The sequence below is a fragment of the Nocardioides sp. genome (assembly GCF_030655615.1).
GTDB lineage: Bacteria > Actinomycetota > Actinomycetes > Propionibacteriales > Nocardioidaceae > Nocardioides.
Window position 1 is genome coordinate 1 of sequence record NZ_JAURVJ010000065.1, and the last position, 15,266, is coordinate 15,266.

18 protein-coding genes are annotated in these 15,266 nt (G+C 72.6%); 12 read left to right on the forward strand and 6 right to left on the reverse strand.

All coding sequences use genetic code 11. The features are described from left to right. The 3 genes from Q7T52_RS05375 to Q7T52_RS05385 form a co-directional block, all read left to right on the forward strand. A partial coding sequence (locus Q7T52_RS05375; protein WP_370692297.1) for a DNA-3-methyladenine glycosylase occupies positions 1–613 on the forward strand: 613 nt, incomplete at its 5' end. A gap of 2 nt (positions 614–615) precedes the next feature. Beyond that, on the forward strand, positions 616–1,101 hold the full coding sequence (locus tag Q7T52_RS05380; protein ID WP_304800133.1) for a methylated-DNA--[protein]-cysteine S-methyltransferase: 486 nt from the start codon (positions 616–618) through the stop codon (positions 1,099–1,101). A gap of 67 nt (positions 1,102–1,168) precedes the next feature. Continuing rightward, positions 1,169–2,227 (forward strand): hypothetical protein, encoded by a 1,059-nt coding sequence (locus tag Q7T52_RS05385; RefSeq protein ID WP_304800135.1) that lies wholly within the window; start codon positions 1,169–1,171, stop codon positions 2,225–2,227. Between the two features lie 10 nt (positions 2,228–2,237). On the opposite strand, the gene Q7T52_RS05390 is transcribed toward Q7T52_RS05385, so the two are convergent. Further along, on the reverse strand, positions 2,238–2,960 hold the full coding sequence (locus Q7T52_RS05390; RefSeq protein WP_091021586.1) for an IclR family transcriptional regulator: 723 nt from the start codon (positions 2,958–2,960) through the stop codon (positions 2,238–2,240). An 81-nt stretch (positions 2,961–3,041) separates the two neighbouring features. Between Q7T52_RS05390 and leuC the strand changes: the two genes are divergently transcribed. The 4 genes from leuC to Q7T52_RS05410 all read left to right on the forward strand — a co-directional run bounded on the left by leuC (position 3,042) and on the right by Q7T52_RS05410 (position 7,452). Next, positions 3,042–4,475 carry a 3-isopropylmalate dehydratase large subunit gene (leuC, locus tag Q7T52_RS05395; protein WP_304800141.1) on the forward strand — a complete coding sequence of 478 codons (1,434 nt, stop codon included), beginning with the start codon at positions 3,042–3,044 and terminating at the stop codon, positions 4,473–4,475. A gap of 1 nt (position 4,476) precedes the next feature. Next, complete coding sequence (gene leuD / locus Q7T52_RS05400) at positions 4,477–5,082, forward strand: 3-isopropylmalate dehydratase small subunit (protein ID WP_304800143.1); 606 nt, start codon at positions 4,477–4,479, stop codon at positions 5,080–5,082. Between the two features lie 747 nt (positions 5,083–5,829). Continuing rightward, positions 5,830–6,651, forward strand: a complete 822-nt coding sequence (locus Q7T52_RS05405; RefSeq protein WP_304800145.1) for an alpha/beta fold hydrolase — start codon at positions 5,830–5,832, stop codon at positions 6,649–6,651. Between the two features lie 153 nt (positions 6,652–6,804). Next, positions 6,805–7,452 (forward strand): HU family DNA-binding protein, encoded by a 648-nt coding sequence (locus tag Q7T52_RS05410; RefSeq protein WP_304800147.1) that lies wholly within the window; start codon positions 6,805–6,807, stop codon positions 7,450–7,452. A gap of 62 nt (positions 7,453–7,514) precedes the next feature. Here Q7T52_RS05410 and cofC read toward each other — a convergent pair whose 3' ends face one another. After that, the gene (gene cofC / locus Q7T52_RS05415; RefSeq protein WP_304800149.1) at positions 7,515–8,135 is read right to left on the reverse strand and encodes a 2-phospho-L-lactate guanylyltransferase; all 621 of its coding nucleotides are present in this window, start codon (positions 8,133–8,135) and stop codon (positions 7,515–7,517) included. A 115-nt stretch (positions 8,136–8,250) separates the two neighbouring features. Between cofC and Q7T52_RS05420 the strand changes: the two genes are divergently transcribed. Then, positions 8,251–8,997, forward strand: a complete 747-nt coding sequence (locus tag Q7T52_RS05420) for a 1-acyl-sn-glycerol-3-phosphate acyltransferase (protein WP_304800151.1) — start codon at positions 8,251–8,253, stop codon at positions 8,995–8,997. Beyond that, positions 8,994–9,998 carry an NAD(P)H-dependent glycerol-3-phosphate dehydrogenase gene (locus tag Q7T52_RS05425; protein WP_304800153.1) on the forward strand — a complete coding sequence of 335 codons (1,005 nt, stop codon included), beginning with the start codon at positions 8,994–8,996 and terminating at the stop codon, positions 9,996–9,998. Before Q7T52_RS05420 ends, Q7T52_RS05425 begins: the two co-directional genes overlap by 4 nt. Here the strand turns inward: Q7T52_RS05425 and Q7T52_RS05430 are convergent. Continuing rightward, positions 9,995–11,077 (reverse strand): PLP-dependent aspartate aminotransferase family protein, encoded by a 1,083-nt coding sequence (locus tag Q7T52_RS05430; RefSeq protein ID WP_304800155.1) that lies wholly within the window; start codon positions 11,075–11,077, stop codon positions 9,995–9,997. The genes Q7T52_RS05425 and Q7T52_RS05430 overlap by 4 nt on opposite strands. A 23-nt stretch (positions 11,078–11,100) precedes the next feature. Here Q7T52_RS05430 and Q7T52_RS05435 point away from each other — a divergent pair, with 23 nt between their 5' ends. Beyond that, entirely contained in the window at positions 11,101–12,219 is a 1,119-nt protein-coding gene (locus Q7T52_RS05435) for a D-alanine--D-alanine ligase family protein (RefSeq protein WP_304800157.1), read from the forward strand. A gap of 22 nt (positions 12,220–12,241) precedes the next feature. On the opposite strand, the gene Q7T52_RS05440 is transcribed toward Q7T52_RS05435, so the two are convergent. Next, positions 12,242–12,856 carry a TetR/AcrR family transcriptional regulator gene (locus Q7T52_RS05440; protein WP_304800159.1) on the reverse strand — a complete coding sequence of 205 codons (615 nt, stop codon included), beginning with the start codon at positions 12,854–12,856 and terminating at the stop codon, positions 12,242–12,244. 77 nt (positions 12,857–12,933) lie between these two features. On the opposite strand from Q7T52_RS05440, the gene Q7T52_RS05445 reads away from it, so the two are divergent. Then, positions 12,934–13,347, forward strand: coding sequence for a RidA family protein (locus tag Q7T52_RS05445; RefSeq protein ID WP_304800161.1), 414 nt, complete (start codon positions 12,934–12,936; stop codon positions 13,345–13,347). Between the two features lie 7 nt (positions 13,348–13,354). On the opposite strand, the gene Q7T52_RS05450 is transcribed toward Q7T52_RS05445, so the two are convergent. Continuing rightward, positions 13,355–13,909: a DUF3515 domain-containing protein gene (locus Q7T52_RS05450; RefSeq protein ID WP_304800163.1), complete on the reverse strand. Its 555-nt coding sequence runs from the start codon at positions 13,907–13,909 to the stop codon at positions 13,355–13,357. Continuing rightward, positions 13,888–14,124, reverse strand: a complete 237-nt coding sequence (locus tag Q7T52_RS05455) for an Lrp/AsnC family transcriptional regulator (protein ID WP_304800165.1) — start codon at positions 14,122–14,124, stop codon at positions 13,888–13,890. Before Q7T52_RS05455 ends, Q7T52_RS05450 begins: the two co-directional genes overlap by 22 nt. A gap of 108 nt (positions 14,125–14,232) precedes the next feature. Between Q7T52_RS05455 and Q7T52_RS05460 the strand changes: the two genes are divergently transcribed. Next, the gene (locus Q7T52_RS05460; protein ID WP_304800166.1) at positions 14,233–15,183 is read left to right on the forward strand and encodes a thiamine-phosphate kinase; all 951 of its coding nucleotides are present in this window, start codon (positions 14,233–14,235) and stop codon (positions 15,181–15,183) included. The last annotated feature ends 83 nt before the right edge of the window (positions 15,184–15,266 follow it).

A 15,266-nucleotide genomic window follows, 5' to 3' on the forward strand; every position in this document is an offset into this window, starting at 1 on the left:
CGACCCGCTCGCCGTCGCCGACCACTTCGCCGGCGACCCGGTCATCGGACCGCTCGCCCGCGCCACCCCCGGGCTCCGGCTGCCGGGCCAGGTCGACGGGGCCGAGACCGCGATCCGCACGGTCATCGGCCAGCAGGTCAGCGTCACCGGGGCCCGCACCGTCACCGGCCGCATCGTCGAGGTCCACGGCCTGGCGGTCGAGACCGGCGTACCGGGTCTGACGCGGCTGTTCCCCACGAGCGCCGCTCTCGCGGCTGCGGATCCCGAGACCCTGCCGATGCCGCGGGCGCGCGGACGGGCGCTCGTCGCCCTGGCCGGGGCGCTGGCCTCCGGCGCGATCGCCCTCGACCGCGGGACCGACCGCGACGCCGTACGAGCCGCGCTCGTCGCGCTGCCCGGCATCGGACCCTGGACCGCCGACTACGTCGCCATGCGGGCCCTCGCCCACCCCGACGTCTTCCTGTCCACCGACATCGGGGTCCGCAACGCCCTGCGCGGCCTCGGTCACGACCCGGTCGCCAGCCTCGACCGCGTCGACGACTGGCGACCGTGGCGCTCCTACGCCCTCATGCACCTCTGGAACACCCTCATGCCGACAACGGAAGGACCCTGACCATGTGGACCGTCATCGAGTCACCCATCGACGACCTGCGGATCGTCGAGCGCGACGGCGTGATCACCGCCATCGAGTTCTCGCCGTTCCACGACGACGCGATCGGCGGACGACCCCGCGGCGCGCGGCAGGACGACCACCCGCTGCTGGTCGAGGCCGCGCGGCAGCTCACCGCCTACTTCGCGCGCGACCTCAAGGAGTTCGACCTCCCGCTGTCGCCGGCCGGCTCGGCGTTCCAGCAGCAGGTGTGGGGTCAGCTGCGCGAGATCGGCTACGGCGAGACCGCGTCCTACGGCGAGGTGGCCCACCGCATCGGTCGCACCAACGCCGCGTCCCGCGCGGTCGGGCTCGCCAACGGCAGCAACCCGATTCCCATCGTCATCCCGTGCCACCGCGTCATCGGCGCCAACGGCACGCTCACGGGCTACGCCGGTGGGCTCGAGCGCAAGCAGCTGCTGCTGTCGCTGGAGCAGGACGCGCTGTTCTGACAACCTTTCGGTGGCGGCGTGCGTCCCACGGTGGTCCGACCACACCCGTCGCCCTCCGGAGGTCCCCGTGCGCAGTCGCTCCCCGTCCAGCCGGCTGACGGTCGCCGCGCTCGCGGTCGCCGCCGCGGCGAGTCCGCTCGCCGGCTGCGCCGACGAGGACGCGGGCGCCTCGAGCCCCTCGTCCTCGGCCCCGTCGGCCACCTCGCGGACGCCCCGGCCGACGCCGACCGCGACCCCGGCCCCGCTCCCGCGCGGCGCGATCGACCCGACGTCCCTCCCCGCCGGCCCGGCACCCACCGTCGACCACGTGGTCGGCCGGACGGTCCGCTTCGACGGGCAGACCCTCGAGACCGACCTGCCCGCGGACGTGGCGGCCTCGATCATGGGCTCGGTCGACGGCCGGGTGGTCCTGGCCGGGCAGCTGCCGCAGGACGTCGGCGCCCACTACTGGGCGGTCGACGAGACCGGGCACGCCCAGCCGCTGGGGGACGGTGCCTACGAGAGCTACACGCACCCGCCCGGCCTGGTCGAGGAGACCGGCCACATCTGGACCTACTTCTCCGACCGCGGCACGGGCCGGGAGTGGATCTGGGAGATCGACGTCCGCACGGGCGAGGAGCTGCTCGAGCTGCGCAACGGCGAGGACCCGCCGACCGACCTCGCCCCCGCCGACCAGGCCGTCCTCGACGTCTACCGGGGCGGTGGTGACTTCCCGCAGGACCCCGCGACGGTGTCGTCGCCGGACGGCTCGCTCGAGACCGTGCTGCGCGAGTCCGGCGAGGACGCCGAGCCCCGTCACACCGTGGTCGTGCGCCGCACCGCCGACGACGAGGTCGTGCGGACGATCGACTTCGCGCTGGGGGCGGAGCTCGCCGACCTCGACGCGCGACTCGGGACCTGCCTCGCCCCCAAGCGCCGGTGCTCGGTCTACGTCTCCGTCGGCACGCCGTCGTGGGAGGACGACGAGCACCTGCTGGTCCCGGTGGGGCTCGTCACGCAGGACAGGCGGTACCTCCAGGCCGACGTCGAGGAGGACGTCGTCGTGCGGTGCGACCTCGAGGGCGCGTGCGAACGGGCCACCGACCTCGTCGGCTCGGTGTCGCTCGGGGTCGACCCCGGCTTCTGAGCGCCGCTCGCTACTCGGCGGCGGCGCGCCGCAACGACTCGGACAGCCGCTCGGCCGCCGCGAGCACCGCGGGCGCGTGCATGCGACCCGGCTGGCGCGAGAGCCGTTCGAGCGGACCCGAGACGGAGACCGCGGCGATGATCTTGCCGCCGGGGGAGCGGACGGGCGCGGAGACCGAGGCGACGCCCTGCTCGCGCTCACCGACCGACTGGGCCCAGCCGCGGCGACGGATGCCGCTCAGCGCGGCGGCCGAGAAGGCGGCGTTCTGCAGGCCGCGGTGCATGCGCTCGGGGTCCTCCCAGGCGAGCAGCACCTGGGCGGCCGACCCGGCGCGCATCGTCAGCTGGGAGCCGACCGGGATCGTGTCGCGCAGCCCGGAGGGACGCTCGGCGGCCGCGACGCAGACGCGGTGCTCACCCTGGCGGCGCCAGAGCTGGGCGGACTCACCGGTGATGTCGCGCAGCCGGGCCAGTACCGGGCCCGCGGTGGCGAGGAGGCGGTCCTCGCCCGCGGCCGCCGACAGCTCGGCCAGGCGCGGCCCGAGGACGAAGCGTCCCTGCATGTCGCGGGCGACGAGGCGGTGGTGCTCGAGAGCCACCGCGAGGCGGTGGGCCGTCGGCCGGGCCAGGCCGGTGCCGGCAACCAGGCCGGCCAGCGTGGCGGGTCCGGACTCGAGTGCGGTGAGCACGAGAGCGGCCTTGTCGAGCACACCCACGCCGCTGGAGTTGTCCATATGGCAAGATTACCGTCTCACTCCATGGGACGCAAGGCGTACCGTAGGAGACCTCAGCAGCGAGTGGTGAAGGAGCACGTCATGGGCAGGACCCTGTCGGAGAAGGTGTGGGACGAGCACGTCGTCCGTTCGAGGCAGGGTGAGCCGGACCTCCTGTTCATCGATCTCCACCTCATCCACGAGGTGACCAGCCCCCAGGCCTTCGACGGTCTGCGGCTGGCCGGTCGGGCCGTGCGGCGCCCGGACCTGACCCTGGCGACCGAGGACCACAACGTCCCCACGATCGACTGGGACAAGCCGATCGCCGACCCCGTCTCGCGCACGCAGGTCGACACGCTGCGCCGCAACGCCGACGAGTTCGGCGTACGCCTGCACCCGCTCGGTGACATCGAGCAGGGCATCGTCCACGTCGTCGGCCCGCAGCTCGGTCTCACCCAGCCCGGCATGACGATCGTCTGCGGCGACAGCCACACCAGCACCCACGGCGCGTTCGGCGCGATCGCGTTCGGCATCGGCACCTCCGAGGTCGAGCACGTGCTCGCGACGCAGACGCTGATGCAGGCCAAGCCCAAGACGATGGCCGTGACCATCAACGGGTCGCTGCCCGCGGGCGTGACCGCCAAGGACATGGTCCTCACCCTGATCGCCCACACCGGCACCGGCGGAGGCCAGGGCTACATCGTCGAGTACCGCGGGCCGGCCATCGAGGAGCTCTCGATGGAGGGCCGGATGACGGTGTGCAACATGAGCATCGAGTGGGGCGCCAAGGCCGGCCTCATCGCCCCCGACCAGACGACCTTCGACTACATCGAGGGCCGCCCCGAGGCGCCGAAGGGTGCCGACTGGGACGCCGCCGTCGAGCACTGGAAGAGCCTGCGCACCGACGACGACGCCGTCTTCGACGAGGAGGTCGTGCTCGACGCGTCGGTGATGACGCCGTTCGTCACCTGGGGCACCAACCCCGGCCAGGGCGTGCCGCTCGGCGCGGCCGTGCCGTTCCCCGACGACTTCGACGACGCGCAGGACAAGGTCGCCGCCGAGAAGGCCCTGGAATACATGGGTCTGACCGCCGGCACCCCGATGCGCGAGGTCAAGGTCGACACCGTCTTCGTCGGCTCGTGCACCAACGGCCGCATCGAGGACCTGCGCCTCGCCGCCGAGATCATCCAGGGCCGCAAGGTCGACCCCGACACGCGCCTGCTCGTCGTACCCGGCTCGGTGCGCGTGCGCCTCCAGGCCCAGGACGAGGGCCTCGACGTCATCTTCAAGGAGGCCGGCGCCGAGTGGCGCGGCGCGGGCTGCTCGATGTGCCTGGGCATGAACCCCGACACCCTCGAGCCCGGCGAGCGCAGCGCGTCGACCTCCAACCGCAACTTCGAGGGCCGTCAGGGCAAGGGCGGGCGCACCCACCTGGTCTCGATCCCGGTCGCGGCGGCCACCGCCATCCGCGGCACCCTGTCCTCGCCCGCCGACCTCGAGCCGCTGGCTCAGCCCGTCACCGTGGGGAGCAACTGACATGGACGCGTTCACCAGCCACACCGGCATCGGGGTCCCGCTGCGCCGCAGCAACGTCGACACCGACCAGATCATCCCGGCCGTCTACCTCAAGCGCGTCACCCGCGACGGCTTCGAGGACGGGCTCTTCTCGGCCTGGCGCAACGACCCGACCTTCGTGCTCAACAACCCGGCCTACGCCGGCGGATCGGTCCTCGTGGCCGGCCCCGACTTCGGCACCGGCTCGTCGCGCGAGCACGCCGTCTGGGCCCTGCAGAACTACGGCTTCCGCGTCGTGATCTCCCCCCGCTTCGCCGACATCTTCCGCGGCAACTCCGGCAAGGCCGGCCTGCTCGCCGCCCAGGTCGACGAGAAGGTCGTCCAGCGTCTCTGGGACCTGCTCGCCGACCAGCCCGGGGCCGAGATCACCGTCGACCTCGAGTCGCGCACCGTGCGCGCCGGCGAGGGCGTCGACGCCATCGAGGACTCCTTCGACATCGACGACTACACCCGCTGGCGCCTGCTCGAGGGCCTCGACGACATCGGCATCACCCTCGGCCACGAGGCCGACATCACCTCCTACGAGGCCGGTCGGCCGTCGTGGAAGCCGGTCACGCAGCACGCCTGACGTACGTCGGCTGAGGTGCGAGCGCAGCGAGCCTCGAAGCCTTCTTGTTGTCGTGGGGCCATGCTGTGCCCGGGTCGGGTGGCCGCGCGCGTAGCAGACCGCGTCTCGGTGTCAAGGACGCTCGCTTCGCTCGCGCCGCTTCGCGGTGCCTGCGGCGTCCTTGACCCCGAGCCTCTCGCGGTCTGCTTCTCGGCGCGTAACGGCGAGGCCTCGCAAGCTCGGCTCGCCGTCGCCTGCGCGGCCACCCGACCCAGCGGTGGGTGAGCCACCGTCTTGGGTCATCTCGGGCGCCTGGTTCGGTGGCTGACGCACCGCCGGCCCGGGTCGGGGAGCATGCGAGGTGAGGTTCTGCGACGAAACTCCCGGTTCTGTGCCGAAGCTTCGTGCGATAACCGGGAGAAACGTCAAGTCAGCGTGACCAGTGGTGCCGGTGAGGGCTGTCCGCGCTGGCCGAGGGCGCGGCGGAGCCCGCCCTTGTCTGCGCCCTCGAGCATCCCGGGAGAGGCTCGCTGTCAAGGATCGCGCAGCGACCGCGCAGCGGCGCCGAAGGCGTCCTTGACAGGGAGGCCCGGGATGCTAGGCGCGCGGACAGCCCGACTACGAACGACTCGAAGGCAACAGAGACCGTCGCAAGCACCGAGCAGCCGCCACCCCACGCAACCCTTCACCCCCACGTGCGTACTGCCACGCCCACCCACCTGGCAACGTCTTGTGCACAAGGTAATTCTCCGACGGAAGGACCACGACGTGCCCGACATCAGCAGCAACGGCATCAACCTCCACTACACCGACACCGGCGGCGACGGTCGTCCCGTGGTGCTCATCCACGGGTGGCCGTTGACCGGCAAGTCCTGGGCCGACCAGGAGGGTGCGCTGGTCGACGCGGGCTACCGCGCGATCGCCTACGACCGCCGGGGCTTCGGCGGCTCCGACAAGACCGATGACGGCTACGACTACGACACGTTCGCGGCGGACCTGGCCGGGCTGCTCGACGGCCTCGACCTGTCCGACGTCACGCTCGTCGGTTTCTCGATGGGTGGTGGCGAGGTGGCGCGCTACCTCGGGACCTACGGCGACGCCCGCGTCCACTCGGCCGTGCTCGCAGCAGCCGTGCCGCCCTACCTGCTCAAGACCGTCGACAACCCGGACGGCGGGCTCGGCGACGACGACGTGCAGGGCATGATCGACGGCGTCTCGTCCGACCGCGAGGGCTTCCTCGACCAGTTCACGACCGACTTCTTCTCGGTCGACGGTGAGCTCACGGTGACCGAGGACCAGCGTCAGCAGGCGCTCGCGCTCGAGGCCACGGCAGCCGACGCGGCGCTCGGCGGCTGCATCGCCGCGTTCGGGCGCACCGACTTCCGCGGCGACCTGGCCAAGATCGCTGTGCCCACCTTGGTGATCCACGGCGACGGCGACGCGACGGTCCCGTTCGCGGTGTCCGGAAAGCGCTCTGCTGAGGCGATTGCGGGCTCGACGCTGGTGGTCGTGAACGGTGCTCCGCACGGTCTCAACGTGTCGCACAAGGACGAGTTCAATACCGCCCTCCTCGACTTCCTGAAGCGCTGATCGGGCCCGAAATTGGCTGATTTCCCTCAACCACGGGCAAAAAAGCCGTTCGTCATCGGCGTGGCGATTGTGAGCGTGGCCACGAATGCCTAGCGTGCCTAGGGAAAGTCGGGCACGAGCTCGGCGTCATCTGGTTCTCTGAAGGGGAAGACAGTGAACAAGTCACAGCTCATCGAGGCGCTGGCCGGGCGGTACGACGGCAACAAGAAGGCCGCGTCGCACGCGTTGGAGTCGGTCCTCGACACCATCACCCGCGAGGTGGCCAAGGGCGAGAAGGTCGCGATCACCGGCTTCGGCTCGTTCGAGAAGCGCGTGCGCGAGGCCCGCTGGGTCCGCAACCCGCAGACCGGCGCGCGCATCAAGGCCAAGAAGACCTCGGTGCCGAAGTTCACCGCGGGTGCCGACCTCAAGAACGTCGTGTCGGGTGCCAAGAAGCTGCCCAAGCTGACCGTCGCCGCTGCGGCGCCGGCCGCCAAGAAGGCAGCGGCTCCGGCCAAAAAGGCCGCGACCGCGGCCAAGAAGACGGCCCCGGTCAAGGCTGCCGCCAAGAAGGCGGCCCCGGTCAAGGCGGCGGCCAAGAAGGCTGCGCCCACCAAGACCGCGGCGACCAAGAAGGCGGCTCCGGCCAAGACCGCGGCGACCAAGAAGGCGGCTCCGGCCAAGAAGGCCGCCCCCGCCAAGACCGCCGCCAAGAAGGCCGCCCCCGCCAAGACCGCCGCCAAGAAGGCGGCCCCGGCCAAGAAGGCGGCTCCGGCGGCCAAGAAGGCCCCCGCCAAGAAGGCGGCGGCCAAGAAGGCCTGACGCAGACACCACCACGACGGGTCGTCCTCCTCCGGGAGGGCGGCCCGTTCGTCGTCGCCGGGCTAGACGAGGCCGTCGGCGGCGCGGGCCGTCTCGACGCCGAGGCCGATCGCGGCCGCGGACCGCAGGTCGTCGAGGTCGTCGACGTCGCGACGCAAGGAGGCGAGCTCGCCCCGCACGGCCAGCGCTCCGGCGTCGCGATGGGCCGCGGCCGAGTCGGCGCCGAACGCCGGGTCGAACTCGTCGTACGGCGCCGTGTAGAGCGTCGTGCCCGTGCCGTCGGCGTCCGCGACGTAGGACGGCCCGCCCGGCACCAGCGCCGCCAGGGCGGCGTCGAGGTCGGCGGTCCGCAGGGCGGGCAGGTCGGCGAGCAGCGCCACCGGCTGCAGGCCCGGCCACCGGCGGACCGCCTCGGCCGCGGCCTGTCGCAGGGCGCCGTTGAGGCCGGCCCCGCCGTCGGGGACGGTCGCGCAGCCGGCGGTCGCGAGCCGCAGCGCGAACGCCGCGTCGTCGGTGACCGCGAGCACCGCTGCCACCGACGGCGAGCCCAGGCACGCGGCGGCGGTGTCGAGCGCGAAGGCCTCGGCGAGGCCGCGGCGTCGCTCGTCGGGGATGCCCTGCAACCGCGACTTCCCCCGGGCCGGCGGCTTCACCGGCAGCACGACGACGTACGCAGGCTCCACAGCGGAATCCAAGCAGGTGGTTCCCCGGCTCCGGGCAGGCACCCGAGTAACCTGCGGTCCTGTGGGAGTGCGCAAGCTGCAGGAGAGGCGTGGGTGGACCTTCACCCTGGGGGCGGTGATCCTCCGACCGACCTTCTTCCTGACGACCAAGCCCGACTGGCGCGACGGGACCAAGATCCCGGCAAGCGGTGGATGCGTGATCGCCATCAACCACCTCTCCCACGTCGACCCGCTCACCGCCGCCGTCTTCACCCACGACCACGGGCGCCTGCCCCGCTACCTCGCCAAGTCCGGGCTGTTCAAGAACAAGGCGCTCGGCCACTTCATGCGGGCGGCCGGCCAGATCCCCGTCGAGCGGGCCAGCCGCTCCGCGGTCGGGGCCTACGACGCCGCCGTGGCCGCGGTCCGCGCGGGCGAGTGCATCGTGGTCTACCCCGAGGGCACGATCACCCGCGACCCTGACCTGTGGCCGATGAAGGGCAAGTCGGGCGCCGCCCGGATCGCCCTCGAGACCGGCTGTCCCGTCATCCCGATCGGTCAGTGGGGGGCGCAGGAGCTGCTGGCGCCCTACGCCAGGAAGCCCGACCTCTTCCCCCGCAAGACGATCCACATCGTCGCCGGCGACCCCGTCGACCTGTCCGACCTCGTCGACGAGCCCCGGAGCGTCGAGGTCCTGGCCGAGGCGACCGAGCGGATCATGACGGCGATCACCGTGCTGGTCGAGGAGATCCGTGGTGAGAAGGCGCCGGCCGAGCGGTTCGACCCGCGCAAGGTGGGCGTCGCCGAGATCGGCAACCCGCACAAGAACCCCAAGTCCCCCAAGAGCCCCAGGCCCCCCAAGCAGCAGAAGGACTCCGCGTGAGCAACAAGGTCGCCGTGCTCAGTGCCGGCTCGTGGGGGACGTCGTTCTCGATCGTCCTCGCCGACGCCGGCAACGACGTGATGCTGTGGGCCCGCCGCGAGGAGGTCGCGGCCGCGATCAACGAGGAGCGCGAGAACCCCGACTACCTGCCCGGCATCCAGCTGCCGCCGGCCGTCGGCGCGACGTCCGACGTCGAGAAGGCGCTGCACGGCGCCGACATGGTGGTGCTGGCGACCCCGTCGCAGACCCTGCGCGCCAACCTCACGACGTGGGCGCCGTTCATCGAGACCGACGCGGTCGTCGTCTCGCTGATGAAGGGCGTCGAGCTCGGCTCGCTCAACCGGATGAGTGAGGTGATCCACCAGGTCACCGGCGCCGGTCCCGAGCGGATCGCCGTGGTCAGCGGCCCCAACCTGGCCAAGGAGATCGCGCGCCGCGAGCCGGCCGCCTCGGTCGTCGCGTGCGAGGACGAGACCGTCGCCAAGCTCCTGCAGAAGCGCCTGCACTCGCCGGCCTTCCGCCCCTACTCCAGCGTCGACGTCCTCGGCTGCGAGCTCGGCGGTGCCTACAAGAACGTCGTCGGGCTGGCCGTCGGGATGGCCGTGGGCCTCGGGTTCGGCGACAACACGACCGCCTCGCTCATCACCCGCGGCCTCGCCGAGACCGCACGCCTGGCCATGAAGCTCGGCGCCAACCCGCTGACCCTGATGGGCCTCGCCGGCCTCGGCGACCTGGTCGCGACCTGCTCCTCACCGCTCTCGCGCAACCGCGGCTTCGGCGAGAAGCTCGGCCGCGGCATGACGAGCGAGGAGATCTACGCCAGCACCCGCCAGGTCGCCGAGGGCGCCAAGTCGTGCGCGTCCCTCCGCGCCCTGGCCGAGCAGTCGGGGTGCGACGCGCCCGTGGCGACCTACGTCGACGACGTCGTCGCCGGACGGATGACCGCCCCCGAGATGATGGACGCGATCCTCGCCCGCGACACCAAGTCGGAGATCGGTTAGCCCACCACGCCGTCGAGCGCCCTGACCAGGTCGGCCCAGAGGTCGCCGACGTCCTCGATGCCGACCGACATCCGCACCAGACCGACGGGGATGGTGGGCGACTCGGTCTTCCACCGGCGTCGTCGTTCGAACGTCGACTCCACGCCGCCGAGCGAGGTGGCGTGCACCCACAGCCTGGTCTTGCGCACGAGGAGGTCGGCGGCGAGCTCGCCCTTGGCCAGGACGATGGCGACGATGCCGCCGAAGCCGGGGTAGCGCACCTCCGCGACCGCCGGGTGCTCGCGCAGCAGCGGCACCAGGGTCTGGGCGTTGGCCTGGGCGCGCTCGACGCGCAGGTGCAGCGTGCGCATCCCGCGCAGCGCCAGCCACGTCTCGAGCGTGCCGGGGGTGTTGCCCGCCAGCGAGCGACGGCCCTTGAGGACGGCGAAGAGCTCGTCGTCGGCGGTCACGAGCGCGCCGAGGAGGACGTCGCTGTGGCCGGCGAGGTACTTCGTCGCTGAGTGCACGACGATGTCGGCGCCGAGGTCGATCGGCTGCTGGAGCAGGGGAGTGGCGAAGGTGTTGTCGACGACGACGACCGCGCCGGCCTCGTGCGCGGCCCGGGCGATGGTCTCGATGTCGGCGACCTCGAGGGCGGGGTTGGTGGGTGACTCGATCCAGACGAGAGCAGCGTCCTCGCACGCGGCGACGACGGCGTCGGTGTCCTCGATGTCGACGAGCACGCTGGTCAGCCGGCCGCGGGACTCGAGGTCGGCGAGGGCGACCAGGCTGCCCTGGTAGGCGTGCTCGGGGATGACGACCTTGGCGCCCAGGCCCACCAGGTCGAAGACGGTGAGCACGGCGGCCATCCCGGTCGAGAACGCCAGGCAGCGCCCGCCCTCGAGCTGACCGAGGGTGTCCTCGAACGCCGCCCACGACGGGTTGGCGTAGCGGCCGTACTCGAGGTCGCCGCCGCCGACGTAGGTCGACGCCATCGTGATCGGCACGTTGAGCGGCTGGTCGGGGTCGTGTGGCGGGCGGCCCGCGGTCACCGCCACGGTCGCAGGGGTCAGACCGGGCTCGTCGGGCTCGTCAGGCATGTCCACGAGGATAGGGTCGGCGCGTGACCGGCACCCCCAGGCCCCGCGTCGCCGTCGTCTTCGGCGGCCGCTCGAGCGAGCACGCGATCTCGTGCGTGACCGCCGGGAGCGTCCTCGCGGCCATCGACCGCGACCGCTACGACGTCGTCCCGATCGGCATCGCCAGCGACGGCCGGTGGGTGCTCGAGTCCGGTGACCCCGACCGGCTGCGGATCGGCGGTGCCGACGCGCTGCCCAGCGTCGACGGTGACCGGGCCGCCGTGGCGCTGTCCCGCGTCGAGCACGGCACCGACCTCGTCGTCTCGTCACCCTCGCGGCCGCCCGAGACCCTGGGCGAGGTCGACGTCGTCTTCCCGGTCCTGCACGGGCCCTGGGGCGAGGACGGCACCATCCAGGGGATGCTCGAGATGGCCGGCGTCCGCTACGTCGGCGCGGGCGTCCTCGCTTCGGCCGTCAGCATGGACAAGGCCTACATGAAGGTCGTGCTCGCTGCCGCCGGCCTGCCCCTGCTGCCGAGCACCACCGTGACGACGCGGGCGTGGGACGCCGACCCCGCCGGCGTACGTCGCCGCGCCGACGAGCTCGGCTACCCGCTCTTCGTCAAGCCCGCCCGGGGCGGGTCGAGCATCGGCATCTCCAAGGTCCACGACGCCTCCGAGCTCGAGGCCGGACTGGCCCACGCGTTCGAGCACGACCCCAAGGCCCTCGTCGAGGTCGCCGCCGAGGGTGCCCGCGAGGTCGAGTGCGGGGTCCTGCAGGCCCTCGACGGCAGCACCGAGACCAGCGTCCCGGCCGAGATCCGGATCACCGGCGACCACGAGTTCTACGACTTCGCGGCCAAGTACCTCCCCGAGGAGGCCACCGCCCTCGACGTGCCCGCCGTGCTGCCCGACGGGGTCGAGGCCGAGCTGCGGGCCTTGTCGGTGCAGGCCTTCGAGGCCGTCGGCGGCGAGGGGCTGGCCCGGGTCGACTTCTTCGTGATGCCCGACGGGTCACTGGTCGTCAACGAGATCAACACGATGCCGGGCTTCACGCCCCTCTCGATGTATCCCCGCATGTGGGCCGCCACCGGCCTCGACTACCCGGCGCTCGTCGACCGGCTGATCGCGCTCGCCCTGGCACGCGGCACCGGCCTGCGCTGACGCGCGCCCCCTCGGCCGGCGCTCAGGCCGGCGGCGTCCGCCAGGCCCGGCGGATCGACGTACGGCAGCGGCGGGGGTCGTCACCGAACCCGACGAAGACCGACTCGAGCAGCCCCGGCGCCAGGCCCAGGGTGTCGTCGGGCAGCGGGCCGGTGGCGACCAGCGAGGCCAGCCCGTGGCCGACGACCCAGGTCCGGGTGGCGAGGACGTGCGCGGGCTCCCGGTCGGCGAAGCGCCCGGCCGTCACCGCGCGGGCGGCCGCCTCGACGAGGAAGTCCAGCGTGTCGTCGGCCGCCTGCGGGTCCGGCAGGTCGACGGTCGTGTCGAACATGACCCGGTAGAGGTCGGGGTGGTCCAGTGCGTGCTGGAGGTAGGCGACGGCGAGCGTCGCGAGGTGCTCGACCGGGTCGCGGGGCGGCGTGATCGCGGCAAGACGCGCGGCGAGCAGCGTGAAGCCCTCCTGTCGGAGCCACTGCCACAGCTGCTCCATGCCGCCGAAGTGCGTGTAGACCGCCATCGTCGAGACGCCGGTGCCGTCGACGAGGGACCTGAGGGTGATGGGGTCGCGGGCCCGCAGCATGGTCGCCGCGCGCTCGAGGAGCATCGCGCGCACCGCGGGGTCCTTCGGTCTGGGCACGGTTGACAGGATACATAACATTGCGTTGTTATGTTACCGACCACTCAGTCCGCACCATCTCGTCCCAGGAGGACGCCATGAGCGTCGAACGCCTCAACCCTCCCGGCCTGCCCGTCGGGCCCGCCTACCACCAGGTCTCGATCGCCGCCGGAACCCGGTTCGTCTCGATCGCGGGCCAGGTCGCACGCGACGCCGACGGCACCCCCGTCGGAGCCGGCGACCTCGCGGCCCAAGTCACCCAGAGCTACCTCAACGTGGTGACGGGGCTCGAGGGCGCCGGTGCCACGGTCGCCGACCTGGCCAGCGTCACCGTCTACGTCGTCGGCTGGACCCCCGACCAGATGGGGCCGCTCATGGAGGGCCTCGTCCGGGCGACCACCCAGCTCGGCATCGAGCCCGGACCGCTCCCGCCCGCCACCCTGATCGGCGTCGCGGCCCTGGCCGAGCCGGACCTCCTGGTGGAGATCCAGGCGACGGCGGTCCTCGCGTAGGACCGCTCTACCCGTCGCAGCGCTGCGCGAGCGTCAGGTGCTCGTCGACCAGGGTCGACAGCGTCGCCAGCACCGCTGCGGTGGTGTCGTCGCCCAGCGTGGGGTCGTCGGGCCGGTAGTCCGACGGGACGACGGCCTCGACGACCGGCCGGTAGCCCGGTGCCGAGAGCCGCAGATCGATGTCGGGGTCGGTGTCGGCGCCGTCGGGCACGAACCACCCCACGCCGTTGACCTCGTCGCAGCGCGCGGTCTCGTCGAAGTCGTCGGGGACCGGGACCCCGCAGGTCACGGTGATCGCAGGGTCGCCGTACGCCGCCCCGAGGGCGTCCTCGGGCTCGACGTCGTCGCGCTCCTCGTCGGCCAGCGACCCGGGCAGGTCGGCGACGAACGCCTCGCAGGCCGACCGGTCGGCGTCGCCGAGGTCGTAGGACTCGATCTCGGTGGGGCCGCTGCACGCGACCAGGACCGAGGTGGTGAGGGCTGCTGCGAGCGCGCAGACGCCCCGGACCCGCCGGGGTCCGGGGCGTCGCAGGTGCGTGGTCAGATGTGGACGACCGGGCACGTGAGCGTGCGGGTGATGCCGTCGAGGTTCTGGACCTTGGACACGACGAGCTTGCCCAGCTCGTCGACGTTGCGGGCCTCGGCGCGCACGATCACGTCGTAGGGGCCGGTGACGTCCTCGGCGGAGGTGACGCCCTTGACCTGGGCGATGGCCTTGGCCACCTCGGCGGCCTTGCCGACGTCGGTCTGGATCAGGATGTAGGCCTGGACGACCATGCGTGCGCTCCTTTGCGACGGCGTACGTGCGGAAGTTGGTTCGGCGCCCAACCTATCGCGGGTGGGAGCGGTGTCGATACCCGCGTCTGGTGGGATGGGTCCATGCCCGTGCCGCCCGACGCCACCCTGTCCGACGTCGGCGAGTTCGGGCTGATCTCCGAGCTCGTCGCGCTCTTCACGCAGGGCGAGCACGTGCTCGTCGGCCCCGGTGACGACGCCGCCGTGCTGCGCATCAAGGGCGGCCACGTGGTGGTCTCGACCGACCTGATGGTCGAGGGTCGGCACTTCCGTCGCGACTGGGCCACGGCCGAGGACGTCGGGCACCGCGCGGCCGCGCAGAACCTCTCCGACATCAACGCCATGGGCGGTCGCGCCCACTCGCTCACCGTCGGCCTCGCGGCCCCGCCGGACCTGCCGGCGGCGTGGGCACTCGACTTCGCCCGCGGCTTCGCGGCCGAGTGCGCCCTGGTCGGCGCGTCCGTCGTCGGCGGCGACCTGACCCGGGCCTCGGAGGTGGTGATCGCCGTGACGGTGATCGGCGCCTGCACCCAGGCCCCGGTGCTGCGCTCGGGAGCCCGGCCGGGCGAGGTGCTCGCGCTCTGCGGCCGCCAGGGCTGGGCGGCCGGCGGGCTGGCCGTGCTCGGCCGCGGCTTCCGCTCGCCGCGCGCCCTGGTCGAGGCCTACCGCCGCCCCGAGCCGCCCTACGACGCCGGCCGCACCGCCGCCGAGGCCGGCGCCACGGCCATGATCGACGTCTCCGACGGCCTGCTGGCCGAGGCCGGCCACCTCGCCGCCGACTCCGGCGTCGCCATCGACGTCCGCTCGGGGGCCTTCGAGCTCGCCGAGCCGCTGCAGGCCGTCGGCGCCGCGCTGGGCTCCGACCCGCTCCACCTGGTCCTCGGCGGCGGCGACGACCACGCCCTGCTCGCCACGTTCCCCGCCGGGTCGGTGCCCGACGGCTGGCTCGTGGTGGGGGAGGTGCTCGAGTCGGGGGAGCCCGGCACGGTCACCGTCGACGGGGCGGCGTACGAGGGTCCGACGGGGTGGACGCACTTCTGACGTGGTCGGTCGCGACGGTCGCGACGTGGTGGAGATTCACCGCCTCAGCGGAGGTTCTCCTCCTTCTGCGACGAAACTTCGGC

Coding starts and splice junctions, on each gene's coding strand:
- Q7T52_RS05380 (WP_304800133.1), top strand. CDS start 616: ATGTGGACCGTCATCGAGTCACCCATCGACGACCTGCGGATCGTCGAG.
- Q7T52_RS05390 (WP_091021586.1), bottom strand. CDS start 2,960: ATGGACAACTCCAGCGGCGTGGGTGTGCTCGACAAGGCCGCTCTCGTG.
- leuC (WP_304800141.1), top strand. CDS start 3,042: ATGGGCAGGACCCTGTCGGAGAAGGTGTGGGACGAGCACGTCGTCCGT.
- leuD (WP_304800143.1), top strand. CDS start 4,477: ATGGACGCGTTCACCAGCCACACCGGCATCGGGGTCCCGCTGCGCCGC.
- Q7T52_RS05430 (WP_304800155.1), bottom strand. CDS start 11,077: ATGCCTGACGAGCCCGACGAGCCCGGTCTGACCCCTGCGACCGTGGCG.
- Q7T52_RS05445 (WP_304800161.1), top strand. CDS start 12,934: ATGAGCGTCGAACGCCTCAACCCTCCCGGCCTGCCCGTCGGGCCCGCC.
- Q7T52_RS05455 (WP_304800165.1), bottom strand. CDS start 14,124: ATGGTCGTCCAGGCCTACATCCTGATCCAGACCGACGTCGGCAAGGCC.